Source organism: Flavobacterium sp. LK-23, from assembly GCF_058135255.1.
Genome location: NZ_JBYUVT010000002.1, coordinates 389,898 through 413,586 on the forward strand (window position 1 = coordinate 389,898; position 23,689 = coordinate 413,586).

General features: G+C 38.9%; 20 protein-coding genes. 15 read left to right on the plus strand and 5 right to left on the minus strand.

Translation table 11 applies throughout. The features are described 5' to 3' along the window. Window positions 1-86 precede the first annotated feature (86 nt). Entirely contained in the window at window positions 87-1,490 is a 1,404-nt protein-coding gene (locus AC3Y25_RS05115) for a DUF389 domain-containing protein (RefSeq protein ID WP_253251743.1), read from the plus strand. Here the strand turns inward: AC3Y25_RS05115 and nhaA are convergent. Further along, complete coding sequence (gene nhaA / locus AC3Y25_RS05120) at window positions 1,423-2,604, minus strand: Na+/H+ antiporter NhaA (RefSeq protein ID WP_095927767.1); 1,182 nt, start codon at window positions 2,602-2,604, stop codon at window positions 1,423-1,425. The two genes, AC3Y25_RS05115 and nhaA, sit on opposite strands and share 68 nt — an antisense overlap. Window positions 2,605-3,112: 508 nt before the next feature. On the opposite strand from nhaA, the gene AC3Y25_RS05125 reads away from it, so the two are divergent. The 6 genes from AC3Y25_RS05125 to AC3Y25_RS05150 all read left to right on the plus strand — a co-directional run bounded on the left by AC3Y25_RS05125 (window position 3,113) and on the right by AC3Y25_RS05150 (window position 11,910). Continuing rightward, window positions 3,113-3,502, plus strand: coding sequence for a hypothetical protein (locus AC3Y25_RS05125; protein ID WP_095927768.1), 390 nt, complete (start codon window positions 3,113-3,115; stop codon window positions 3,500-3,502). A gap of 158 nt (window positions 3,503-3,660) precedes the next feature. Next, window positions 3,661-4,743, plus strand: coding sequence for an efflux RND transporter periplasmic adaptor subunit (locus AC3Y25_RS05130; protein WP_095927849.1), 1,083 nt, complete (start codon window positions 3,661-3,663; stop codon window positions 4,741-4,743). A 21-nt stretch (window positions 4,744-4,764) separates the two neighbouring features. Then, a complete protein-coding gene (locus tag AC3Y25_RS05135; RefSeq protein WP_095927769.1) occupies window positions 4,765-7,971 on the plus strand; it encodes an efflux RND transporter permease subunit in 3,207 nt (1,068 codons plus the stop codon). Continuing rightward, complete coding sequence (locus tag AC3Y25_RS05140; RefSeq protein WP_095927770.1) at window positions 7,961-9,397, plus strand: TolC family protein; 1,437 nt, start codon at window positions 7,961-7,963, stop codon at window positions 9,395-9,397. The genes AC3Y25_RS05135 and AC3Y25_RS05140 overlap by 11 nt, the downstream gene beginning before the upstream one ends. Window positions 9,398-10,065: 668 nt before the next feature. Continuing rightward, window positions 10,066-11,061: an SDR family NAD(P)-dependent oxidoreductase gene (locus AC3Y25_RS05145; protein WP_095927771.1), complete on the plus strand. Its 996-nt coding sequence runs from the start codon at window positions 10,066-10,068 to the stop codon at window positions 11,059-11,061. A 30-nt stretch (window positions 11,062-11,091) separates the two neighbouring features. Further along, window positions 11,092-11,910, plus strand: coding sequence for a helix-turn-helix domain-containing protein (locus AC3Y25_RS05150; protein ID WP_095927772.1), 819 nt, complete (start codon window positions 11,092-11,094; stop codon window positions 11,908-11,910). An 844-nt stretch (window positions 11,911-12,754) separates the two neighbouring features. Here AC3Y25_RS05150 and AC3Y25_RS05155 read toward each other — a convergent pair. From AC3Y25_RS05155 to chrA, 4 genes are all read right to left on the minus strand, one after another. After that, the gene (locus AC3Y25_RS05155; RefSeq protein WP_095927773.1) at window positions 12,755-13,909 is read right to left on the minus strand and encodes a cation:proton antiporter; all 1,155 of its coding nucleotides are present in this window, start codon (window positions 13,907-13,909) and stop codon (window positions 12,755-12,757) included. Between the two features lie 69 nt (window positions 13,910-13,978). Beyond that, on the minus strand, window positions 13,979-14,431 hold the full coding sequence (locus tag AC3Y25_RS05160; RefSeq protein WP_095927774.1) for an Hsp20/alpha crystallin family protein: 453 nt from the start codon (window positions 14,429-14,431) through the stop codon (window positions 13,979-13,981). A gap of 900 nt (window positions 14,432-15,331) precedes the next feature. Next, complete coding sequence (locus tag AC3Y25_RS05165) at window positions 15,332-16,345, minus strand: WG repeat-containing protein (protein ID WP_095927775.1); 1,014 nt, start codon at window positions 16,343-16,345, stop codon at window positions 15,332-15,334. 111 nt (window positions 16,346-16,456) lie between these two features. Then, a complete protein-coding gene (gene chrA, locus AC3Y25_RS05170; protein ID WP_095927776.1) occupies window positions 16,457-17,587 on the minus strand; it encodes a chromate efflux transporter in 1,131 nt (376 codons plus the stop codon). Between the two features lie 776 nt (window positions 17,588-18,363). On the opposite strand from chrA, the gene AC3Y25_RS05175 reads away from it, so the two are divergent. The 8 genes from AC3Y25_RS05175 (at window position 18,364) to AC3Y25_RS05210 (ending at window position 23,429) form a co-directional block, all read left to right on the plus strand. Beyond that, window positions 18,364-18,696 (plus strand): ArsR/SmtB family transcription factor, encoded by a 333-nt coding sequence (locus AC3Y25_RS05175; RefSeq protein WP_095927850.1) that lies wholly within the window; start codon window positions 18,364-18,366, stop codon window positions 18,694-18,696. Continuing rightward, window positions 18,687-19,193 (plus strand): GNAT family N-acetyltransferase, encoded by a 507-nt coding sequence (locus AC3Y25_RS05180; RefSeq protein WP_489902001.1) that lies wholly within the window; start codon window positions 18,687-18,689, stop codon window positions 19,191-19,193. The genes AC3Y25_RS05175 and AC3Y25_RS05180 overlap by 10 nt, the downstream gene beginning before the upstream one ends. A gap of 33 nt (window positions 19,194-19,226) precedes the next feature. Further along, a complete protein-coding gene (locus tag AC3Y25_RS05185) occupies window positions 19,227-19,700 on the plus strand; it encodes a DUF6428 family protein (protein WP_095927778.1) in 474 nt (157 codons plus the stop codon). Between the two features lie 42 nt (window positions 19,701-19,742). Beyond that, window positions 19,743-20,357, plus strand: a complete 615-nt coding sequence (locus AC3Y25_RS05190) for an arsenate-mycothiol transferase ArsC (RefSeq protein ID WP_095927779.1) — start codon at window positions 19,743-19,745, stop codon at window positions 20,355-20,357. A gap of 1 nt (window position 20,358) precedes the next feature. Beyond that, on the plus strand, window positions 20,359-21,444 hold the full coding sequence (gene arsB, locus AC3Y25_RS05195) for an ACR3 family arsenite efflux transporter (RefSeq protein ID WP_095927780.1): 1,086 nt from the start codon (window positions 20,359-20,361) through the stop codon (window positions 21,442-21,444). A gap of 7 nt (window positions 21,445-21,451) precedes the next feature. Then, window positions 21,452-22,186 carry a metallophosphoesterase family protein gene (locus AC3Y25_RS05200; RefSeq protein WP_095927781.1) on the plus strand — a complete coding sequence of 245 codons (735 nt, stop codon included), beginning with the start codon at window positions 21,452-21,454 and terminating at the stop codon, window positions 22,184-22,186. 21 nt (window positions 22,187-22,207) lie between these two features. Next, entirely contained in the window at window positions 22,208-22,780 is a 573-nt protein-coding gene (locus tag AC3Y25_RS05205) for a Crp/Fnr family transcriptional regulator (protein ID WP_095927782.1), read from the plus strand. Between the two features lie 70 nt (window positions 22,781-22,850). Beyond that, on the plus strand, window positions 22,851-23,429 hold the full coding sequence (locus tag AC3Y25_RS05210) for a hypothetical protein (protein WP_216359036.1): 579 nt from the start codon (window positions 22,851-22,853) through the stop codon (window positions 23,427-23,429). The last annotated feature ends 260 nt before the right edge of the window (window positions 23,430-23,689 follow it).

Genomic DNA, 23,689 nt, shown 5'->3' on the forward strand with positions numbered 1-23,689 from the left:
AATCTGTTTGAAATCCATACCTGTTATTAAAATAAATCTTATCTTTAAATACAGCGATCACAGCAGTAACCCTAATGCAGACAATCATGAGAAAAATTACTGATATTCTGAATCTTAGAGAAGGAGAAGACGACAGAGAAAAAACACTGCAGACCGTTAAAAAAAACATTTCCTTTAAAGGAGCCAATCTTTGGATACTGGCCTGCGCCATAATTGTGGCTTCTGTGGGGCTCAATGTAAACTCTACAGCTGTTATCATCGGTGCGATGCTCATCTCCCCTCTGATGGGGCCTATTGTAGGGGCTGGTTTTGCCCTGGGCATTTATGACTTTTCACTGCTTAAAAAATCACTCAAAAACCTGCTCAATGCAACGGTTGTGAGTCTGGCGGTCTCCACGCTTTATTTTTATCTGAGTCCTTTCAAGGATGTGCAGTCGGAGCTACTGGCGAGAACCTCCCCGAACATTTACGATATTCTTATCGCTTTTTTTGGAGGTGTTGTCGGGGTCATTGCCGTTACGCGGTCAGAGAAAGGAAATCCTATTCCCGGAGTAGCTATTGCAACGGCATTGATGCCGCCTTTATGCACCGCAGGATATGGGATTGCAACTGCCCAGTGGAGCTTTTTTCTAGGAGCTTTCTACCTGTATTGCATCAACTGCGTTTTTATCGGTATCGCTACTTTTCTAATTATTAAATACCTGAATTATGCTGCTGTTAAACAGGTGGATGAAAAACACCAGCAAAGGGTGAAGTATATTATTGCTTTTCTCATTACTGCCATGCTCGTTCCCAGCAGTTATCTCGCCTACTCCCTATACAGGGAACAGCAGTTTAAAAAAAATGCAGAGCTTTTTGTTGACAGTGAGTTCAGCAGCAAGGGTTATACGGTGGTTTATAAAAAGACGGATTTTAACGCGAAGCAGAAAAAACTCGAACTTGCTTTCTTATCGAAACGATTTTCCGATAAGGAGATTCAGAGCCTTAAAAGCAGACTCAACAGCAATAAGTACCTTGCCGGCACCAGCCTTCGCATCAGACAGGACAGCACCGACCGCTTTAACGACATAAAAGGCGATATCTTAAATCAGATCAAGAGCAGCGAGAATGAAATGAATGTAAAGGATGTTAAAATAATCCAGCTGGAAAAAGAGCTGGCAAAAAACAAATTTGACAACAAACAGCTTTTAAAAGAAATAAGAACCTTATTTCCTGATGTCCATTCGCTTTCCATTGCCAAAAACACTTTAGTGAATTATAAAGACAGCACCTCAACGATCACCGCTGTAATTTACGATGCCTCAAAAAACCTAACAGCAGAAGACAGTGAAAAACTGACCAAATGGCTCAATGAACGTCTTTTAGTGAAAGATGCCGCATTGTTTAAAAGACAGTTAGCCCTTAAGAAGAATCAACAAAAAACTACTGCTGCTGTTTCTTTTTATTATACCAGCTCAGCAATACAAAACCTGATACCCCAGCCAGTATAGAAGCAGTAAGTATCGCAAATTTCGCCTCATTCTGATAGGCCTGCTCCTGAAAAGACAACAGCGCTATAAAGATGGACATCGTAAAGCCGATTCCGCCTAAAAGCCCCAGTCCCAGCACATGAGTCCATGTCGTCTGAGCAGGCAGATCAGCTGCCCTGATTTTTACCGAGAACCAAGACATTACAAAGATGCCGATGGGTTTGCCCAGGAAAAGCCCCAGAATAATTCCAAGTCCAAGATTACCGGTTAGTCCCTGCAGCATTTCGGATTCAAAAGCAATGTTAGTATTGGCCAGTGCAAAAACAGGCATGATGATAAAATTTACCGGACGAGCCAAAGCATGTTCCAGCTTTTCCAAAGGGGAATCCGTTTCTTCTTCGTTAGTGGGAAGCGTTAAGGCCGTAAGCACTCCGGCTATCGTGGCATGAACGCCTGAATGGTGTATAAAATACCACATCACCGCACCGGGCAGGAGATAAAAAAACAAATTCTTAACACCCAAGCGGTTAAAAATCATAAGCAGTACAAATATACCCCCTGCATAAACCAGATACAGAAAATGAAGTTCCGAGGAATAAAAAACCGCGATAACCAAAATGGCAATCAGATCATCCACAATGGCCAGAGCGGCAAGAAATATCTTAAGCCCTGATGGAACCTTATCTCCTAAAAGGGAAAGTATTCCAAGAGCAAAAGCAATATCGGTTGCCATAGGGATTCCCCATCCTTTGGCAGTATCAGGACTTTGTCCGTTAAAAAGAAAGTAAATCAATGCGGGAACCATGACCCCTCCAACAGCTGCCAGCACCGGCAGGGCCGCATGGCGAAGAGATGAAAGCTCACCTTCTATCACTTCCCTCTTGATTTCAAGGCCTACCAGCAGAAAAAAAACAGCCATCAAGCCATCGTTGATCCATAGCAGCACCGGATACCGCAGCTGCAGGCCCGCTGCTTCAAATCCCAAAGGATACCCCAGCAAATCATTAAAATGTACTCCGAGCCCAGTATTGGCCATTATAAGAGAAACCAGCACACAAATTAAAAGCAGAATCCCTCCTGCTGCGGAAGATTGGAAAAAATGTACGAAAATTTTGAGATTTATAAGTTTTGCCATTGAACAAAAATAGGCATTAGGGCTTAAAATGCCAAAGAAGATCCATGCATAAAAATGAACCAGCATCCGGTATTATGAATAATGCCAGTTAGGACCAATCACGTAAGTAAGATTATTTTGCAAAGGCACACTAATTAGCCCCTCTGCTGTCAACGGGCACCGGCTGGGTATCCCGTTCATTTTATCCGGTCTTTTCATCATCAGCCCTTATATAAAAAAGCCTGCTTTTAAGAGCTGATATGCAAAAGGCATTGATAAGACCTGGATTGGAACCATACTTCATATTAGCAATTGGTGCCCAGCTTTTCATTTTCTTTAAAACGGCCGGCTTTTGATAAAAAAAGACAAGGCATAATCTCTATTTATTTGCCAATTCATAATATGGGGGCTAAAAATAAATGATTTTTTTTAATAAATTGCCTAAAAAATCCCAAATTACCATTTGGCATAAATTAGTAAATCACAGTGATTGTTTTTATAAAATTCTTTATCTAAATTTGTATTTCCTATGAAAAAATGGTTTGCTAGTTTTACCCTGTCACTTGTTGTCCTGTTAATGGGATATGGCAGTGTATATACAAGCAGCAGCCAATTCTCAGAGAAAAAACCGCACCCTGCAGCACTTCGGGAAATAAAGTCCGATACGGGAGCTTATCTGGCTAAAAGACATTCTGTTGAAACCTTCAAAAGAAAATGCTGTCTTTTAGATAATGAAGAAAATGAAGAAAATTTTTCCACCATTCAAAAACAGCTTGTAAAAAGCAGCTGCTTTTTACATTTCCTGTGCCGCAATAAATTTGCAGTGTGTCCTGCCTTTAACAAAAAGGCTAATAACTTTAAAATTTTCGCCTTACTTTCTAATAAAGTATACCTTCGATTTCAAGTTTTCAGAATTTGATTTTTTATCCTAAGTAGTCACAAACTATTTCCAATTTACCGTTTTATCCTTTGCCGGCAGATGATTTCTCTAAGCCGGCAAACGGATGCGGAATACTTCAGCCTTATTTAAGGCTGTTAAAAAAATCAAAATCATTACGTTTTAATTCTGAAATTATTATGAAAAGAATTTTCATGCTCATGTCTTTATGTGCATTAGTTTTTGCAGGCTGCAACTCTAAAAAAGAAGGAGAAAAAGAGCAAAAAACCAAATTTCTGGTTACGAATCCAATTGAAAAAGATACTACCATTACAAAAGATTATGTATCGCAGATACACTCTATTCAACATATCGAAATAAGAGCGCAAGAGCGCGGTTACCTTGAAAAAATTTATGTAGATGAAGGACAAATGGTTAAAAAAGGCCAGCTGTTGTTTAAAATTATGCCTGCGCTTTATGAAGCCGAATTAAAAAAATCTAAAGCAGAAGTAAGTTTCAGCTCAATAGAATACCAAAATGCTAAAAAATTAGCTGACGAAAAAGTGGTTTCTCCAAATGAACTGGCAATGGCAAAAGCCAAACTGGAAAAAGCAAATGCTGAAATGGCCTTAAGCAAAGTTCATCTTCAGTTTACAGAAATCAGAGCGCCTTTTGACGGAATCATCGATAAATTTCATGTCCGTCAGGGAAGTTTAGTTGATGAAGGCGAACTGCTTACAGAATTGGCAGACAACAGTTCAATGTGGGTATATTATAATGTTCCGGAATCTGAATATTTAGATTATCAGGAAAAAGCAGGAAAAAATGGTAAAATGAAAGTTTATTTATTGATGGCCAACAATAAAAAATTCCAATATCCCGGAGTTGTAGAAACCATTGAAGCCGATTTTGATAATGAAACAGGAAATATTCCTTTTAGAGCTGTTTTTCCAAATCCAAAAAGATTGTTACGACACGGGGAAACCGGAAGCATCCAGATGCCGATAGAACTGAAAAATGCTATGCTGATACCTCAGAAAGCAACTTTTGAGGTTTTAGACAAAAAATATGTATATGTAATTGATAAAAACAATGCAGTAAAATCGAGAGAGGTTGTTATTGCTGCCGAAATGCCTCACCTATTTGTAATAAAAGAAGGTTTGTCGATTCATGATAAAATACTTTTAGAGGGACTTCGTCTTGTAAAAGAAAATCAAAAAATAGACTACGAAGTTTTAAAACCCGAATCGGTTATGTCCAACTTAGAACTGTATGCGGAATAACCGAATCTAAAAGAAAAAGAAATGTTTAATAAATTTATACATAGACCCGTTTTTGCAATTATAATTTCGATTATAATTGTATTTATAGGCACGCTGTCGATCAAACAGCTACCTATTTCGCAATTCCCTCAAATTGCGCCCACAACTGTAAATATCTTTATTGCTTATCCGGGAGCAAGTGCCGATGTATTGGTAAAATCTACTTTAATCACCTTAGAGAATTCGCTTAACGGTACACAAGGTGTGCGTTATATGGCGACAGATGCCACAAGTGCTGGAGAAGCAACACTTAGAATCATTTTTGAACCGGGAACCGATCCTAATGAAGCTGTAATCAGAGTCAAAACAAGGGTCGATCAGGTAATGCCATTATTACCTGAACTGGTTCAGCGTGAAGGAGTTGTTATTACCCCTATTCAGCCCAGCATGCTGATGTATGTGAATCTTTATTCGAAAAGCAAAAGCATGGATGAAAAATTCCTTTACAACTACGCTGATGTAAAAATGATTCCGGAAATCAGCCGTGTTAAAGGTGTTGCGAGAACTCAAATTTTAGGAAGCCGTAAATATGCCATGCGTGTTTGGTTGAATCCTGACCGAATGCGAGCTTACAAAATTTCTGTTGAAGAAGTGATGGAAGCTTTACAAGAACAAAGTATTATTGGCCGTCCGGGACGATTAGGACAAAGTTCTGGTATTGCAGCACAATCTTTAGAATATGTATTGACTTATAAAGGAAGATACGACGAGCCAAAACAATACGAAAATGTAATTGTCCGTGCGAATTCTGAAGGTGAAAGCATTCGCTTAAAAGACATTGCAAAAGTAGAATTAGGAAGTGAATTCTTTGATATTTACTCCAATCTAGATGGTCATCCTTCTGCCGCAATTGTATTAAAACAAAACTACGGAAGTAATGCAAGCGACGTAATCAATGACGTTAAAGCGAAACTGGAAGAAATGAAAGCAAGTTTTCCTCCAGGAATGGATTATAAAATCAGTTATGACGTTTCGCAATTCTTAGATGCTTCTATCGATCAGGTGGTTCATACTTTGAGAGATGCCTTTATTTTGGTTGCCTTAGTTGTATTTATATTTTTAGGAGATTGGCGCTCCACTTTAATTCCAATTATTGCCGTTCCAGTTTCTTTGGTTGGAGCTTTCTTTGTGATCCAGATGTTTGGAATGTCAATCAACTTGGTAACCCTATTTTCATTGGTATTAGCGATAGGAATTGTAGTTGATAACGCGATTGTCGTTGTCGAGGCCGTCCATGCCAAGTTTGAAGAATTTCCGCATATTACGCCTTACCATGCTGTAAAATTAGTTTTGGGTGAAATTGGAGGTGCGATTATCGCCATTACAGCCGTTATGGTTTCGGTTTTTATCCCCGTTTCGTTTATGTCGGGTCCGGTTGGAACTTTTTATAGACAATTTTCGGTTACCATGTCAAGCTCGATTATTATTTCAGCAATCGTGGCTTTAACCCTTACTCCTGTTCTTTGTGCGATTCTTTTGAAAAACAATCACGGAAAAGAGAAAAAAGGAAATATCCTCACCAAGTCTCTTGATGCTTTTAACAGATGGTTTGAAAGACTTACAGGCCGTTATGTTGTCGTTCTAAAAACAATTGTGAGCCGAAGAGTTCTAACTTTCGGAATTTTAATTGCGTTCTGTGCTTTCATTTTTATAGAAAATCAAGTTTTACCTTCTGGATTTATTCCGAGTGAGGATCAGGGAACTATTTACGGAATCATTCAAACACCACCGGGTGCAACTTTAGAAAGAACCAATCAGGTAGCGCAGAAACTGCAGAAAATCTGTGAAAAGGTTGAAGGTGTTGAATCGGTTTCTTCTTTGGCGGGTTACGAAATCATGACGGAAGGCCGTGGGTCAAATGCTGGAACCTGTCTGATTAACCTGAAATCATGGTCGGACAGAAAACATTCTGTTACAGAAATCATGGAAGAGTTAGAAAAGAAATCTAAAGATCTGGGTGCTGTTGTAGAGTTTTTTGAACCGCCTGCAATTCCTGGTTTTGGATCATCAGGAGGTTTTTCGATGCGTTTGCTGGATAAAACAACCGGTACCAATTACCAGGAGTTTGATAAAATCAACAAGCAGTTTATGTCCGAACTCGGCAAACGTAAAGAGCTTTCTGGTTTGTTTACATTCTTCGCTGCCAATTATCCGCAGTATGAATTGGAGATAAATAATGATCTGGCAATGCAAAAAGGGGTCTCTATTGGTAAAGCGATGGAAAACCTCAACATTCTAATCGGAAGTACCTACGAACAAGGATTCATCAAATTTGGACGTTTCTTTAAATTATACGTGCAGTCTGATCCAAAATTCAGAAGACTTCCGTCAGATATATTGAATCTCTATGTAAAAAATGATCATGGAGAAATGGTGCCTTATTCTGCTTTTATGACGCTTAAAAAAACACAAGGACCTAATGAGATCACGCGTTACAACATGTATAATTCTGCTGCTATTCAGGGTCAGCCTGCAAAAGGATACACCACTGCTGATGCCATTAAAGCAGTACAGGAAACAGCGCTTAAAACACTTCCTAAAGGATATGATATTGCATGGGAGGGCCTTTCCTATGATGAAGCTGGACGAGGTAACGAATCACTTTACATCTTTTTAGTCGTATTGGCTTTCGTTTATTTTGTGTTAGCTGCGCAATATGAGAGTTTTATTATTCCGTTTTCAGTGATTTTATCGATTCCTGTTGGAATTTTAGGTTCGTTTGTCATTCTTCAAATGATGGGCTTACAAAACGATATTTATGCGCAAATCGGATTAATTATGTTGGTCGGACTGCTCGGTAAAAATGCCGTATTGATAGTCGAATTTGCCGTCCTCAAACACCAGCAGGGCGCTACCATTCTCGAAGCCGCTATTGAAGGCGCTAAGGTTCGTTTCAGACCAATCTTAATGACATCATTTGCCTTTATTGCAGGATTGATTCCGTTGATTTTCGCTTCTGGAGCGGGTGCAATCGGTAACAGAACTATTGGAGGATCCGCGCTTGGTGGAATGCTTTTCGGAACTATTTTCGGAGTAATTATTGTTCCCGGGCTATACTACATTTTTGGTTCATTGGCTCAAGGCCGAAAACTAATTAAAGGAGAAGAAGAAAGTTCATTATCTGATGATTTTATGCATCATGTACATGATTTTTCAACAAACAATCAAACGGAGGAAAATGAAGAATAACAGAAATATAAAATACGCAGGTCTTGCCTGCGTATTACTCACCATAGCGGGTTGTAAAACGACAACTATTGCAGAAAAAACAGAAAACAAAACACTGCCAGAAAACTATGCTGACACTGGCTTAGACACTCTAAATACCGGAAAAGTAAAATGGAGAAGTTATTTTACAGACGAAAATTTAGAAAATCTGATTGATATCGCTTTAAAAAACAATCAGGAATTAAACATCACACTTCAGGAAATTGAAATTGCCAGAAGCGAAGTAAAAGCACGAAAAGGAGAATACCTGCCTTTTGTAGGTTTTAGCGCCGGTGCAGATGTAACGAAGTCAGGAAGATACACAAGCACAGGTTCTGGTGAAGCTACAACAGAAATTATGCCTGGGAAAGAAACACCAGATCCGCTTCCTAATTATCGTTTTGCGCTGACTTCAAGCTGGGAAATCGATATTTGGAACAAACTGCATAATGCTAAAAAAGCAGCTTTAAACCGTTATTTAGGTTCTATTGAAGGAAAGAATTTTGTAGTTACCAATTTGATTGCAGAAATAGCCGATTCGTATTACGAACTTTTAGCGTTGGATAATCAATTGAAAATCATCATACAAAATATTGACATTCAGACCAATGCATTAAAAGTCGTAAAAATACAAAAAGAAGCGGCAAGGGTAAACGAACTGGCTGTACGCCGGTTTGAAGCTCAGATTTTAAGCACGCAAAGCATTCAGTTTGACATACAGCAGCAGATAACCGAAACAGAAAATAAAATCAATTTCCTGTTGGGGCGTTTTCCTCAAAAAATTGCCAGAAACAGCAATACATTCAGTTCTATAACTCCTGCAGATATTCATGCCGGAGTGCCTTCTCAGCTTCTGGAGAATCGTCCCGACATTAAAAAAGCAGAAATGGAACTAATCGCTGCAAAACTCGACATTAAGGCCGCTAAAGCTAAATTTTATCCATCGCTGGGCATTTCAGCAGGAATTGGTTATGAAGCTTTCAATGCCAAGTATCTGCTGACTTCTCCAGAATCTCTATTGTATTCCATAGCCGGAGATTTGGTTGCTCCTCTGATCAACAGAAATGCTATTAAGGCAAGTTATCTTACTGCAAGCGCCAAACAAATTCAGGCAGTTTACAATTATGAAAGAACTTTGGTAAACGCTTATGTTGAAGTTGCGAATCAGCTTTCTAAAATTCAAAATACAGCAAAAAGCTATGATTTGAAGTCAAAACAAGTTGATGCTTTAAACGAATCTGTTCAGATATCCAATAACTTATTTAGTTCTGCCAGGGCAGATTATATGGAAGTTTTACTGACCCAGAAAGATGCTTTAGAATCTAAGTTTGAACTTATCGAAACCAAAAAACAGCAGATGAATGCTTTTGTTAATGTTTATAAAGCCTTAGGCGGCGGCTGGAATTAGTAGTTTTCATTTTTATTTTTTTTTAAAGGAGCCCTGTTTTTTAACAGGGCTCCTTTTCTGCTTACCACCTAGTCCTGGATCAAATCTAAAACTAATCCAGCTGTATAATTCCTAAGCGTATGCCCTCAGGCGATAGAGTCTGTCCGCAATCTTCCGCGCATCTATGATTTTATAAGCTCTGTCTCATTTTCAGATGCTGTTAAAAAATAATTCAGGTACTGATTTCCTCTTTACCAGCTATGGACAATCTGGGCGCCCTCTGCAGATCATGTCTCTTTCGGCTTAAAATTTTAATTCTGCGCTGTGTCCAGACCGCTTTTATCCTTACTGCCTGTATTGTTTTATCCATTTCTGTGCTGTTCCAGCAGATCCGGCACGCAGCCCATCTTTTAAACATTAGCTTTCTTTTTCCGCCTCATCGGCCCATCCGAAAGGTTTTCCTCTATAATTCCAGCAGTTGGGGCTGCAATGGTGGATTTTTTCACATCCTATTCATAATAGGCTGCTCCATAATAGTAATTGTTGGCCGCTCCGGTGAGCTATACCTGAAGTTGACCCGCAAATTTTTGACCTGGACGTTTAAACAAACCATATTAAGACGTTTAAACAAAGCGGCTGCTTGTTTCATCCTCTAATTTTGTCCTGTTAAAATAATTTAAATTAAAAAAATGGAACAGAATAATTATCACGGAAAATTACAGAAAACCACAGGTTCGGGATTTGGCGCAAAATCTACCTCAAAGGAAATTATAAAAGGAATTGACCTTACAGGGAAAACTGCCATTGTAACGGGCGGGAATACAGGCATTGGCCTGGAAACGGCCAAAACACTTGCGGCGGCAGGGGCAACGGTCATTGTACCGGCCAGAGATGCAGAGAAAGCGAAAAGAAATCTCGAGGGAACTCCAAATGTAATAATAGAAAACATGGATTTAATGAATCCCGGTTCTCTTGATGCTTTTGCTGAAAAGTATCTGCATTCAGGAAGACCGCTTGATCTGCTCATTAACAATGCAGGGATTATGTGGGTGCCGCTGCGCAGGGATTCCCGAGGCTATGAATCACAATTAGCCACTAATTATCTGGCACTGTTTCAGCTTACGGCAAGATTATGGCCTGCACTAAAAAAAGCTGATGGCGCCAGAGTGGTCAATGTTTCTTCAGGAGGGCATCAATTTTCAGATTTTAATTTTCAAGATCCTAATTTTCTAAATCGGGAGTATGAGACCTTACAGGCCTATGGACAGTCAAAAACAGCGGTGAATCTCTTTTCTATGGAATTAGACACGCGTGCAAAAAAGTATAATGTGAGAAGTTATTGCTTATGTCCGGGTGCTGTTGGGCAAACAGAATTAGCTCGAGAAGCGCCAGCTGATTTGTTCCAAAAACTCGGTTACAGTGATGCTGAAGGAAATATACTGCCGGAAGTTGCCGCGTCATTAAAAACGATCCCGCAAGGTGCAGCCACAACCCTTTGGGCTGCGACAAGCAAATCGCTTAACAATATTGGCGGGGTGTATTGTGAAAACGCAGATATAGCATCTTTAAATTCAAATGAAAAAATTATTGGAGGTGTTGCACCTTATTCATTAGATGAAAAAAATGCAAAACGTTTATGGAAATTAAGCCAGGAAATGACCGGAATACATTTCGATCTTAGTTAATATTTGTATCTTTATACCACACAGGCAATTATGGATTATCAGGTAAATTACATAAACCCAGACATTAAACTTTCTAATTATTCCGGTAAGCTGTTTAAAACAGAAGCTGCGTTTAATGACCATCTGCTTGTGTGGTTAATTTCAGGTGAAACCAAAATTATCCAGGCAGATGAAAGTTTTGTATTTGGCCCGGGCAGTACTTTTTTAATTCCAAGAAACCAATTGGCGGCAATCATTAATATTCCAAAAGATGGACTGCCCCACAAAGCAGCTGCGATGCATCTAACGGCTAAAAGGCTCCGGGAATTTTACGATCGCCAAAATGCAAAAATAAAAACTGCCATACCAAAAATTTTCAGTTTCCATAAACATCCTCTGCTGGAAAGCTGTCTGGCTTCGCTGATTCCCTATTTTGACATGCAGGAAAACTTTCCCGAGAATATCGCTTCATTAAAAATTACTGAAGCAATTTCAATTCTTAGAAACATTGATGCCGATATTGATGCTGTACTGGCCAGCTTTGAAGAACCTGATAAAATTGATTTAACTGCTTTTATGGAGAAGAACTTTATGTTTAATATGCCTTTGGAAAAGTTTGGCTATTTAACAGGCCGGAGTCTTACCACTTTTAAACGGGATTTTCATAAGGCTTTCAATAGTACGCCACAACGCTGGCTAACCAAAAAAAGATTGGAATTAGCCCATTATCAGCTTAATGAAAAAAATAAAAAACCTGTCGAGATTTATTATGAAACAGGTTTTGAAAATTTATCGCATTTTTCCTTTGCGTTCAAAAAACAGTTTGGCTACTCCCCGACTGAATTGCAAAAAATAAATAAAAATAGTTAAGCTTTATTAATAATAGCCCTCCTTAAAAATGAACTAGCATTAGCTATTCAGAGGCATTTTTAAAATTTAAAATTGGATTTGCTTCTTATTTTACAGAAGTCTTAGGCTGGTTATTATCTCAACATTCTTAGTTCTGCGCGAAAATCGTGGCACCCGGTGCTGGAGCTGCCTCCAAAAGTGTCACATAAAGCTAAGGTGAATTCTGTTTAAGCTGTCAAAAAAAATTAAATAGATTTTTCGATCAATCCCCAACAGGACATCCAAACCAAATTGATAAAGCCAATGAATGAAAGGCACTAAATGCAGTATGACAATCTCTTCAAATCGTCCAAAAATTTTACAGAAATTTGTCCTGTTGCTCTCTCCACAGCCAAAAGGCGCCAATTCAAGACAATTGGCGCCTTTTTTATTATAACCTTCTGTTTTTTTATTAATTTAAAGCCCCGCCGCTGCTATGTTTACTGCATCACTATAAACAGGGGATTGGCTGTTGATTAGAAGTGCAAAAAGCGGGTTTGAAGTGCAGTTTTCCAAGACAAAAAAGCACGTCTGAGCATCCCCCAGCACCGATTGCTTCGCCATTTCGCTTCGCTCGTGTGCAGTAAAATCTTTTGTTGCGGGGTTCACCGCAAAGATTGCAGCGCACAGCGGGAAGAGCTCCTAGGAAATAAGCACTGTCAATCATAGTATATTTTATGATGCTGACAGCAATTCATATTAACTTAGACAGGCCGCTCACAATCAATTCATCACTGTCCTATTTTTTCTTCGGGACTTTTATAAACCAATTCTCAGAAAAAAAAAATATAGCCGTGCCGGTCAAAAAAAAAACAATCTTTCATTTCTATTTCAGCCTGAAAATCAGCCGCTGGATAATCATAAGCCAGATTGCAGTAAGCATCATAGTTGAAGTAATTACAGCCAGTGTTATTTGATACGTATAATTTTCCACTAATTTTAAAGAAGCTGCCATGGTCATTAAAATAAAACTGAATTCCCCTATCTGCGATAAGAGTGCCCCTGCATATAAACTGTCTCGCCAGGAGTTCTTAGTCAGTTTAAAAAGGATGGTATTGATCAGGCTGTTTATAATGAGTACTGAAAATGAAATCAATATAACTGTACCTGTATTTTGAATAAAAAAATTAATATCCAACTGCAGTCCTACAGCTAAGAAAAAGAAAGCCATAAAAAATACCCTGAAAGGAATAAGGGAACTACCCAGCCAGCGGGTTGCCTTATCATGCCCGATTAATATTCCTGAAGCAAAAGCACCAAAGGCGGTAGACAAGCCAAACCATCCGCTGATCCAGGCCATTGTGAAACAGATGCTGAAGCCGATAAAAACCTGCAGTTCATGGTCAGCAGCAATCTCTTTGCGCATCGGAATTTTAAAAAGTTTTTTAGTCAGAGCCCCTTTCAAAAAAAGAATCATCAGTACGCCTCCTGCACATACTTTTATCAATTGAACTGCTGATACGGCGGCGCCTGACATAAAATTCAAAGCCAGCATCATAGGTATAACCAATATATCCTGCATTAATAATACACCGCAGGTAATCATGCCGAGCTGACTTTTAATTTGGCCTGTTCTGGCCAGATACTGAAATACAATAGCCGAACTGCTGATGCTGATTGTAAAAGCAGTCAACACAATTGTTGTAATTTCCCATCCCGCATATGATCCTACAAAATACATGCAGATAAAACTAAGCACGACCTGAACAACTGAAATCAACAGCGGCTTGTAAAAATTACGCGTGAGATATTGAAGGTCAATCTCGCTTCCAATGGAAAACATCATAATAATGATCCCTATCTCACCAAGTTCTGATATCACATCAGGTTTGTGGATAATATTAAATACCTGAGGACCTAAAAGCACGCCGGCCGCTATGTAGGCGATAAAGTAAGGCTGCTTTAACCGCCGAAGCAGTAAAATCAGCAATAAGACAATAAGAGAAAGCACAGCGATCCCTGAGAATAATTGTGAGAGCATATTTTTAAATTATTATCAAGAAAGCTGCCTTTATAGGGCAGCTTTCAATAAAAAAATTGATAAAAGTTTTTAAGAAATCTCTATCATCCTTGGTGACTTTTGTCTGGCCTGTTCCAGTTTTGGAATCGACAGCAGTAAAATTCCATTTTCGTAACGGGCACGAATTCTATCTTCGTCCACTACATTTTTAGGCAGTACAAAACTTCTCTGGAAAGACTGGTAGCTGAACTCTCTGCGGGTGTAATTTTCTTCCTCTTTATTTACATGTTCCTGTTTAGACGAAGAAATAAGCAGCTGTCCATTATCAAGGGTAACCTTGAAGTCATCCCTGCTCATACCGGGAGCGGCAACCTCCACTTCATAATTCTCATCAGTTTCCTTAATATTCACTGAAGGCAGTGTGGTGCTTGTGGTTGAAAAATTGTTGTTTTCCCAATTGAAAAGATCGCGGCCAAAAACATCATCAAAAAACAAGCGTTGGAAAGCCGGCACATGGCTTCCGTTTCTTTTAATAAGATTCATAACAGTAATTTTTAAAATTGTTATACAATAAATTTTTGAACTTGCACAACGGTGCGCACAAGGAAAAAAAACAAATAATATGCCAGGGGATAATTCTGACATTTTTTCATAGTGAACAATGAAATAATGTCATTTTAATCTACGATGAATGCCCTTTTTTCTCACTGCTTATTTTCAATATTCAGATAATCTGCTGTCCTTGCTTTTTACGATCCTAATTTAATAGTTTCAGGAAAAAATGTCACCTCGCCTGTAGTAATGTCGTGTGATCCTCCAGCAATTCGAATTTCTCCGTTTTCAATCATTTCTTTCAATATTGGACTGCGCTGCATTATCGATGAAACAGTACGTTTAACATTAATAACAGACACATTCTCTACAAAAGCAGCATTGCACGAACTGCGGTTTTCTTATGTATGGGTTTCATGATCAGCTTCCGGTCTTATTTTGGTCAGCAGCGATGTAAGGTTACCCCATTTCAACATGGGTGCAGGCAACTTTTACAGCGCCGCATTTTTTATGACCTTATACTGCAATTATTTTTGAACCTGCCGCTTTACAGTCAAACTCATGCTGCCTAAAATGTCCTCATTGATAATGTTTCCCGCGATTGCGCACACTGAAAATATCACCAATTCCCCGGCCGAAAATTAATTCGGCAGAAGTCTGGCTGTCAATACGGCTTAGAATTACAGCAAAAGGATGCTCTATGAAGTTTCATTGGCCTGCTGCAGAAGATTACGGTTTATTTTAAGATTGCTTACAAATCTCTGGCTCCTTTCTTTTAAAAGCTCTAAAGCCTTATAAACGACAAATTACCATTAATGTCCGCTGCTTTAAAATCTATCTTTACTCTTTATTCTAATACTTAGTTTTGAAATTTAGACATGGCTAATCTAATTAAAATCTAAAATTCTTCAGATATGGCTCCCCGGCAACATGCTCTTCTTTGATATTAATGAAAAATTCTTTGCCTGCTGATTCTACGTATGAGATTCCCTTAATAAAATATGACATCGAATCATATTTTATGGGAATTATTATTTCATTTTTCAGGTTAATTACACCTCTTTTATTATTGATAATCACTATGGCATAACCATCAAAAAATCCGGAAACCGCATCATATTGCAAGGGAATGATTTCTTTTCCCCTTTTATCAATACAGCCGGATTTGCTATTTAATTTTACTACTGCAAGGTTTTCCTGGAAACTACCAATGCATTCATATTTTGCCGCTGCGATTTCTTTACCAAAGTGATCAATAAGACCTATTTTTTTTTGTGCAGTCACTTGAGCTGCCCCATCCTTATAAGGGGCAATATTGTCATACTTCAGCGGAACTGTTTCTTCCCCAGTTTCCGATACAATTCCTTGTTTTCCGTTAAGCTCCACTATAAAACTGTTTATTGCTTTATTATTGCTCCATATAATTTTATCATATTTTGCCTTTACAATTTCAACACCTGAAGTGTTTATTACACCAAGTTTTGAAATTAAGCTTACAACTGCAAATCCATTTTCATAATTGCCAATACGATGATATTTAGCCGGCACAATTTCTTCTCCATTATCTTTAACCACTCCCCACTGATAAATCTGCGTTCCATTTATATGATTAATAAAAATAGCCCGACCTTGATTAAATTCATATATTGCCCAATATTTCGGATGAATAATTTCTCTGCCAGTCTCATCAATGTATCCTTGCTTTTTATTTAGCGTGATCTGCGCTTTTCCATCCCTGAAAACACCAATAAAATCGTATTGGGGCTTTACTGCAATGCGGCCATTGTTTTTCACTCCCCACTTATCTGATTTTAAATCATAATAAGGAGTCTGGGCGTCCGATGGAAGATATAAAAGTGAAAACAAACCAATCAGAAAATACTTTTTATTAAATAATTTATCCATCCTTTTTTTTGTAATTGCTTTTTACTGCTGTGCTTTATTATTATATTTTGTTTTTTTTACATATTTGTTAAATCTGCTGTCCTCCCGGCTTATCAGCATATATGTTTCTGGTCATATAAGGGTCAGCAGACAGCCCATTAACGAACCGCCTAAAACTACAAAAGCACTATTTAATTTCTTGTATCCAAATGCAATTGCCAGACTTAAAACTGCGATTAAAATTGTCCGCCAGTCGGTAATCGCTTCTTTTCCCATATCAAAACAAACTGCAGCAATTATTGCTACTGATGCCACATTTACCGCGTCCAAAAATACTGCAAATAGTTGTGAGTTTCGCATTCTCTTTACCATTGGATTTAACAATGCCACAAATATAAAAGAAGGTAAAAATATGGCAATTGTCGAAACCGCTGCTCCTGTGAAACCGTTGATTTGATAACCTATAAAAGTTACTGAAGAAAAAACGGGTCCCGGTGTGAATTGCCCTGCTGCAATTGCGTCAATCAATTGCTGGCGTGTTAAAAGCCCTGTTGAAACTAATTCTGTGTCAAGAAAAGCAAACAAAACATAACCGCTTCCGTAAAGTACAGCCCCAATTTTTAGAAAAATAAAAAACAGATTTGCATTGCCGGGTGCCAGAATTGCCGGGTGCGTGATCTGCACTAGAGACAAAGGAACAAAACCTTTGATATTGCTTTGCTTTCTGTCTCGCATATAAGTCAGCAGCAAAGCAAAAAATCCAGCACCAAACATCAAATATATTTCATTGAAGCCGGAGAGTGAACCCGCCAAAACAAGCAGTCCGATGAGTACCAGTTCTGCTGATTTCAGCGCTTTTTTTGCCAATGGAAAAACCGCACCAACAATAACAGCAATAACGGCCGGTTTTATTCCATAAATAAAAGGCTGTGCTTCCGGGATTTGTCCGTGCTGCTTATAGAAGTAAGCAAAAATTCCCGTAATAAAAACGGCTGGCAAAATAAAACAAAGCCCTGCGATCATCAAACCTTTCCAGCCTCCTTTTTCATGGCCGATATGGACTGCCATTTCCGTGCTATTGGGTCCTGGAATCAGGTTTACTGCACCAATTAAGTCCAAAAAATGCTGTTCGGTCAGCCATTTCCTTTTTCTAACCACTTCATCCTGCATCATGGCAATATGTGCAGCAGGGCCGCCAAAACCAATAATGCCAAGTTTTAGAAAAACTTTTGCGATCTCTTTTAAATCTGCTTTAGTCTCCATTTTTCCTTAAAATATTGTCCACCGACCCATACCCTGCGCCTTTAATCGATAAAAAATGCTTCCCAAAAGCATTACAGTCCGTTCTGCTTCCATGCATCATTTCCCAAAACCCTTTTTGGGCCAAAACTTCCGATTTGGCTGTCACAGCTGCAGCAAGCATAATAGTGATAGGTGGAATACTTGCCGGTCTTGTCAAAAGCCCAAAGAGAATCAACGCTCCGAAAACTATTTAAAATGTGCCGACAAAATTACCTAAAAAAATCAGGCAAAGGCAGACCCTTTTTTTTTAAATCGTCCTGATCCATTTGTCTCAGCAAATAAAAATTTCTGAATTCCTTCTGAAAGAAATACAGATCCAACCATCAGCCTAATTAAGATTGCTGCTTTTAAATTATCAGTATTTATACTCTTTTTTTATATTTTCATTTTGTCCATTTAATGATTTACAGAGCCGGTAATGGGCTTGTCCCAAACTTTTCCGTTCTTACTATCCCTTTTAGCGGCTATTTATCATAAACCAAATAATGCTTACATGGTGAATATCTAAGCTTTTGCAATACTACATAAAAAAGAGATTCTGCAATGGCTGTTTTAGGAGAATTGAAATTTAATTTTTCATTAGGCTATTAAAAGAGCAATAATTTTTTTCACTGCTATTTTTGCATCTGCTATTTTTATGCAATGATTACCTAATGCATCTTACACTGCAAAAGAAAAACATAAAATCTTTTTTCTTTAAATTTTATATCGTAATATTGCAATATAAACATAAAACGATGGGAGCAACAAAAACAGATCACTTTACAGAAAGCCAGAATGAGCTTGCTGTTTTAGCCAAAGCGTTAGGCCATCCTGCGCGTATCGCTATTATCGAATATCTATTAAAAGTGGATGCCTGCATCTGCGGAGATATTGTAAACGAACTTCCCCTCTCTCAGCCGACAGTTTCACAGCATCTGAAAGAATTAAAGAATGCGGGTCTGATTAAAGGAAGCATTGAAGGAAACTCAATCTGCTACTGCATCAATGAACCTGGACTTGAAAAGATAAAAGGCTTCTTTGAGCATATATCAGATCATTTGGTAAAGAAGAGAAGCGAATGCTGCTAATCTATAAAAATATGGAAATCAGAAAACTTTCGGACAAACACTGGGATCAGGTAAAAATAATTTACCAAAAAGGGATAGACACCGGCAATGCCACTTTCCAGACCAGTGCCCCTTCATGGGAAGACTGGGATCAGTCGCATCTTAAGTCATGCCGAGTTGTGATGCAGGAAGATGGTAATGTAATTGGCTGGGCTGCCCTTACGCCTGTTTCTTCACGCTGCGTTTATGCAGGAGTTGCAGAAGTAAGCGTATATGTAAATCCCGCACATTCAGGAAAAGGAATCGGGCTTACCCTTTTAAATGAACTTGTCCGACAGAGCGAAGCAGAAGGAATCTGGACGCTTCAGGCAGGGATCTTTCCTGAGAACACGGCAAGTCTCCGCATTCATGAAAAAGCAGGTTTCAGGATACTTGGAACAAGGGAGAAAATCGGAAAACAAAATGGTATCTGGAGAGATACTGCGCTTCTTGAAAGAAGAAGCTCCGTTATTAATTAATAAAAAATATAGTTTAACTAAATATAAAAAATTATGAAACTTTCAGAAATTAAAGAGGTGCTTAAAACAGTGGAAGCCGTAAATTTTGAACTGCCGGACGGCACATTTGTACCGGAATATTTTCACGTAACCGAAGTAGGCCTGGTGACCAAAAACTTCATCGACTGCGGAGGAACAGTAAGAAAAGAAACTGTTGTAAATTTCCAGCTTTGGGATGCCAACGACTACGAACACAGGCTTAAACCTCAGAAGCTGATCCACATCATTGAACTTTCAGAAAAAGTATTGGGAATTGAAGACAATGAAATTGAAGTGGAGTACCAGAACACTACTATCGGTAAATACGATTTGGATTTTAACGGCAAAAACTTCACTCTGCTTAATAAACAGACAGCCTGTCTTGCTCAGGAGCAGTGCGGTATTCCATCTGATAAGCCTAAAGTAAAATTATCTCAGCTAAATGCTGATAATGCTTCTTCATGCACTCCGGGCGGAGGATGCTGCTAATCATTAAACAGATAATCAATAAACCTTTACAGCCAAAAAACTATGTTATATCCACAAATTGAGAATACCATTAAATCATTTGATTTTAAGCAGATTTCCGAAGATCGCAAAGCAGTCCTGCAGCCATTAATTGACTTCATTCAGACTAAAGTGGACAGTAAGCTGGAAACCAGACTAAACCTAATCTGCACACATAATTCCAGAAGGAGCCACTTATCACAGGTTTGGGCGCAGACTGCGGCGGCCTATTACGGCATCACAAACGTTTCATGCTATTCAGGAGGAACCGAGGCTACTGCCCTTTTCCCAATGGCAGCAGAGACTTTGAAGGATTCAGGATTCAACATCAAAACGCTTTCAGAGGGATCAAACCCCGTTTATTCCATAAAATATTCAGCTGACGAACTTCCTGTCATCGGTTTTTCCAAAACCTATGATGATGACTTCAATCCTGAAAGCGGATTTGCCGCAATAATGACCTGCTCGCAGGCTGACGGCGGATGCCCGTTTATAGCAGGTGCTGAGAAAAGAATCCCGATTACCTTTGAAGATCCAAAAATTTCTGACGGAACGCCTCAGCAGAAAGAAACTTATCTGGAGCGAAGCCTGCAGATAGGAACTGAAATGTTTTACGTATTCTCGCAAATAAAAAAATAAAATGTCAGCAAATAACTGTGCACCAGTGGTCGGACGCAAAAAACTAGGCTTCCTTGACCGCTTCTTAACCCTTTGGATTTTCCTTGCTATGGCTGTAGGCGTGGCAGTGGGATACTTTATTCCTTCAAGCGGAGATTTCATCAATTCTTTTTCCAGCGGCACCACAAACATTCCATTGGCAGTAGGACTTATCCTGATGATGTATCCGCCTCTGGCAAAAGTAAAATACGAGCAGATGGGACAGGTTTTCAAAAACACAAAAGTCTTGGGCGCCTCTTTACTGCTGAACTGGATTGTAGGTCCCGTCTTAATGTTTTTATTGGCGCTGCTGTTTTTAAACGGATATCCTGAATACATGATCGGGGTAATCCTTATCGGTCTGGCGCGCTGTATCGCAATGGTTGTGGTATGGAACGATCTGGCAGACGGAAACCGTGAATATGCAGCAGGACTTATTGCCCTTAACAGCATTTTTCAGGTGCTGCTTTACAGTGTATACGCGTACCTTTTTATAACCATTCTTCCTCCCTATTTTGGATATGACGGTTTTGAAGTGAACATCAGCATTGCACAGATTGCCGAAAGCGTCGGTATCTATTTAGGTATTCCATTTGCTCTGGGAGTCATAAGCCGCTATGCTTTGACAGCTTTAAAAGGTTCTGAATGGTTTGAGAATAAGTACGTGCCGTTTATCTCGCCGATTACTCTTATTTCACTGCTATTTACAATTATTGTAATGTTCAGCCTGAAAGGGGAACTTATTGTTCAGATCCCTATGGACGTTGTTCGTATTGCAATACCGCTTGTGATTTATTTTACTTTAATGTTTATCATCAGCTTTTTTACAGGAAAATATTTTGGGGCTGACTATTCAAAGGCAACTTCTATAGCATTTACGGCCACCGGCAATAATTTTGAGCTTGCCATTGCCGTGGCAATCGGCGTGTTTGGAATAAACAGCGGCCAGGCCTTCGCGGGTGTCATAGGCCCTCTGGTAGAAGTGCCTGCTCTTATAGCACTGGTAAACCTTGCATTCTGGTTCAGAAAGAAGTATTTCGCAAAACAGCTGCCTGCAGAAACTGCTTAAAAGAAATATGAGAATTGCAATAATATCGGATATACATGCGAACTTCCCCGCATTGGAGCAGACCTTAAAAAGTATTGAAGAGCACAATATAGATGCGCTTTACTGTTTGGGAGATTTGGTCGGCTACAATTTATGCCCCAATGCCGTGATCAATGAGATCCGTAAAAAGCATATTCCCACCCTTGCAGGAAATCACGATGTCAAGGCTGTCGAGATACACAATGACGGTTCAAATGACATTGAAAGCTACGCATACCAGATTGTGGGCAAAGAGCAGATAAAATATCTTTCTGCTCTTCCTGCCCATATTAAACTTGAATATCAGACGGCTAACAAACTTATAAAGATTTTGATGGTTCATGGAAGCCCTTACAGCAGCAGGGAATATCTGCTTGAGGATAAAAATGAGAAAGATTTCACTGATATCTTTCTTGATTCCAATACAGACATTCTAATCTGCGGGCATTCTCACCTGCCGTATCATCGCATATTGGAAAACCCCAATAAGAAAGGCAGTTATTTTCATGCCATTAATGCAGGGTCGGTTGGAAAACCAAAAGATAGAAATCCAGACTGCTGTTATGCTGTGATAACCATTGAAAAAAGCAGTAATCTTTCCAAAAAAGACGGCATTAAAGTAGAATTCATTAGAGTGCCGTATGATATTGAAAAAACAGCGCGCGCAATTGAGGAAAGTCCTCTTCCGGACGTTTACGCACATATGCTCAGAAAAGCATATTAATGTATTGATATAAAACCTGCTATGGAAAGTTTTAAATTATTTTTAAAGAGCATCGTGCCTCTCACCGATCAGGAATTTGAAAATTACAGGCAGTATTTTAAAGCAAGGACATTACCCAGAAACAGTTATTTTGCAGAGATCGGCAAAACCTCTAATGAGGCGGCTTTTATTAAAAAAGGACTGCTCAGAACCTACTATATAAATGAAAAATATGAAGAAGTGACTTCCTGCTTCTGTGAAGAAAATAATCTCACCGCTTCCTATAAAAGCTTTATCTCGCAGCAGCCTTCAGAACTTTCCATTCAGGCAGTTGAAGACACTGAGCTTATAACAATCAGTTACACTGACCTTCAGAATCTATATCAGCAGAGTCCTATCTGGCAGAATATCGGACGCACAATTGCCGAGCGGCAGTATATGGTAATGGAGCAGTATGCAAGTGTTCTGTGTAATGAAACTGCAAAACAAAAATACCTGCGGCTGCTCAAAGATCAGCCTTCCATTATAAATAAAGTTTCGATAAAGGATATGGCAAGTTATCTTGGCATAACACGAAGAACGCTCAGCAGGATTAGAAAAGAAATCACTAAGTAAATTCGAGGACATTTGTCCTTTCAAACAGACCGGCTGCCGCACTATTTTTGCTTCTGATAAATTCAAATAAATGGAAACAGCAATTATTATTACCACCGTTTTACTTATTCTTTTCTCAATACTTGCAGTATATGACGGCTTGTATCTTCATATTTTTAAATACAAGCTTCACAATCATCCCCAGAGCAGAGCAGAGCATCTTACACATACGATAAGAGCAGTTTTCTTTCCTGCGATTTTATATTTATTCTTCCTCAGGCAAGAGTACAGCATAAGCTTTATAATTGGTACGGTGCTTGTGTTTTTTGATCTTTTAGTTCTCGCAGTTGATGCTTACATTGAAAAAGACAGCAGGGCATTTATGGGAGGGCTGCCGCGATGGGAATACATTCTCCACCTTTTTGTCAACGGATTTCATTTCGCATCTACAGCAGTATTTTTATCGCTTAAATTAAAGTATGAAAATGATGGCATAGCTATTATACCAAACATAAGTGAATATCATAATTTTGAATTATTTCATACAGTTGTTATCAGCCTCTTACCTGGCGCTGTTATCATTGCCTTGCTTCATGTTTTATTAATCAATTCTGAATCCCGTTTTTTTTTGAATCGTATCTGCAGTAAGATTCAAAGCAGTCAGTTTTGAATCTTACTTTAATAAATTATCGTAATTTTCCTTTCAATAAAATAAATCGCATAGATTCACTGCTTCTGAAGCCGCAAAACCTATTTATTTTTGTGCCTGGAGGTAATAATAGCTTTGTAAGATGCAGCAAAAGGTATTTTAAAAACGAAAATTGAGTATTTATAGAACTACAGCAGTTGTGTCTGAATGTGCTGTCCTCCAAGACAAAAAAGGGGCTCTGCGGCAGCCCTAGCCCCGATAGCAGTGAAATCCTTTTGTGC

Bases quoted from the DNA above. Each gene is read 5' to 3' on its own strand.
- AC3Y25_RS05115 (WP_253251743.1), top strand. From the start codon at position 87: ATGAGAAAAATTACTGATATTCTGAATCTTAGAGAAGGAGAAGACGAC.
- nhaA (WP_095927767.1), bottom strand. From the start codon at position 2,604: ATGGCAAAACTTATAAATCTCAAAATTTTCGTACATTTTTTCCAATCT.
- AC3Y25_RS05125 (WP_095927768.1), top strand. From the start codon at position 3,113: ATGAAAAAATGGTTTGCTAGTTTTACCCTGTCACTTGTTGTCCTGTTA.
- AC3Y25_RS05130 (WP_095927849.1), top strand. From the start codon at position 3,661: ATGAAAAGAATTTTCATGCTCATGTCTTTATGTGCATTAGTTTTTGCA.
- AC3Y25_RS05135 (WP_095927769.1), top strand. From the start codon at position 4,765: ATGTTTAATAAATTTATACATAGACCCGTTTTTGCAATTATAATTTCG.
- AC3Y25_RS05140 (WP_095927770.1), top strand. From the start codon at position 7,961: ATGAAGAATAACAGAAATATAAAATACGCAGGTCTTGCCTGCGTATTA.
- AC3Y25_RS05145 (WP_095927771.1), top strand. From the start codon at position 10,066: ATGGAACAGAATAATTATCACGGAAAATTACAGAAAACCACAGGTTCG.
- AC3Y25_RS05150 (WP_095927772.1), top strand. From the start codon at position 11,092: ATGGATTATCAGGTAAATTACATAAACCCAGACATTAAACTTTCTAAT.
- AC3Y25_RS05155 (WP_095927773.1), bottom strand. From the start codon at position 13,909: ATGCTCTCACAATTATTCTCAGGGATCGCTGTGCTTTCTCTTATTGTC.
- AC3Y25_RS05160 (WP_095927774.1), bottom strand. From the start codon at position 14,431: ATGAATCTTATTAAAAGAAACGGAAGCCATGTGCCGGCTTTCCAACGC.
- AC3Y25_RS05165 (WP_095927775.1), bottom strand. From the start codon at position 16,345: ATGGATAAATTATTTAATAAAAAGTATTTTCTGATTGGTTTGTTTTCA.
- chrA (WP_095927776.1), bottom strand. From the start codon at position 17,587: ATGGAGACTAAAGCAGATTTAAAAGAGATCGCAAAAGTTTTTCTAAAA.
- AC3Y25_RS05175 (WP_095927850.1), top strand. From the start codon at position 18,364: ATGGGAGCAACAAAAACAGATCACTTTACAGAAAGCCAGAATGAGCTT.
- AC3Y25_RS05180 (WP_489902001.1), top strand. From the start codon at position 18,687: ATGCTGCTAATCTATAAAAATATGGAAATCAGAAAACTTTCGGACAAA.
- AC3Y25_RS05185 (WP_095927778.1), top strand. From the start codon at position 19,227: ATGAAACTTTCAGAAATTAAAGAGGTGCTTAAAACAGTGGAAGCCGTA.
- AC3Y25_RS05190 (WP_095927779.1), top strand. From the start codon at position 19,743: ATGTTATATCCACAAATTGAGAATACCATTAAATCATTTGATTTTAAG.
- arsB (WP_095927780.1), top strand. From the start codon at position 20,359: ATGTCAGCAAATAACTGTGCACCAGTGGTCGGACGCAAAAAACTAGGC.
- AC3Y25_RS05200 (WP_095927781.1), top strand. From the start codon at position 21,452: ATGAGAATTGCAATAATATCGGATATACATGCGAACTTCCCCGCATTG.
- AC3Y25_RS05205 (WP_095927782.1), top strand. From the start codon at position 22,208: ATGGAAAGTTTTAAATTATTTTTAAAGAGCATCGTGCCTCTCACCGAT.
- AC3Y25_RS05210 (WP_216359036.1), top strand. From the start codon at position 22,851: ATGGAAACAGCAATTATTATTACCACCGTTTTACTTATTCTTTTCTCA.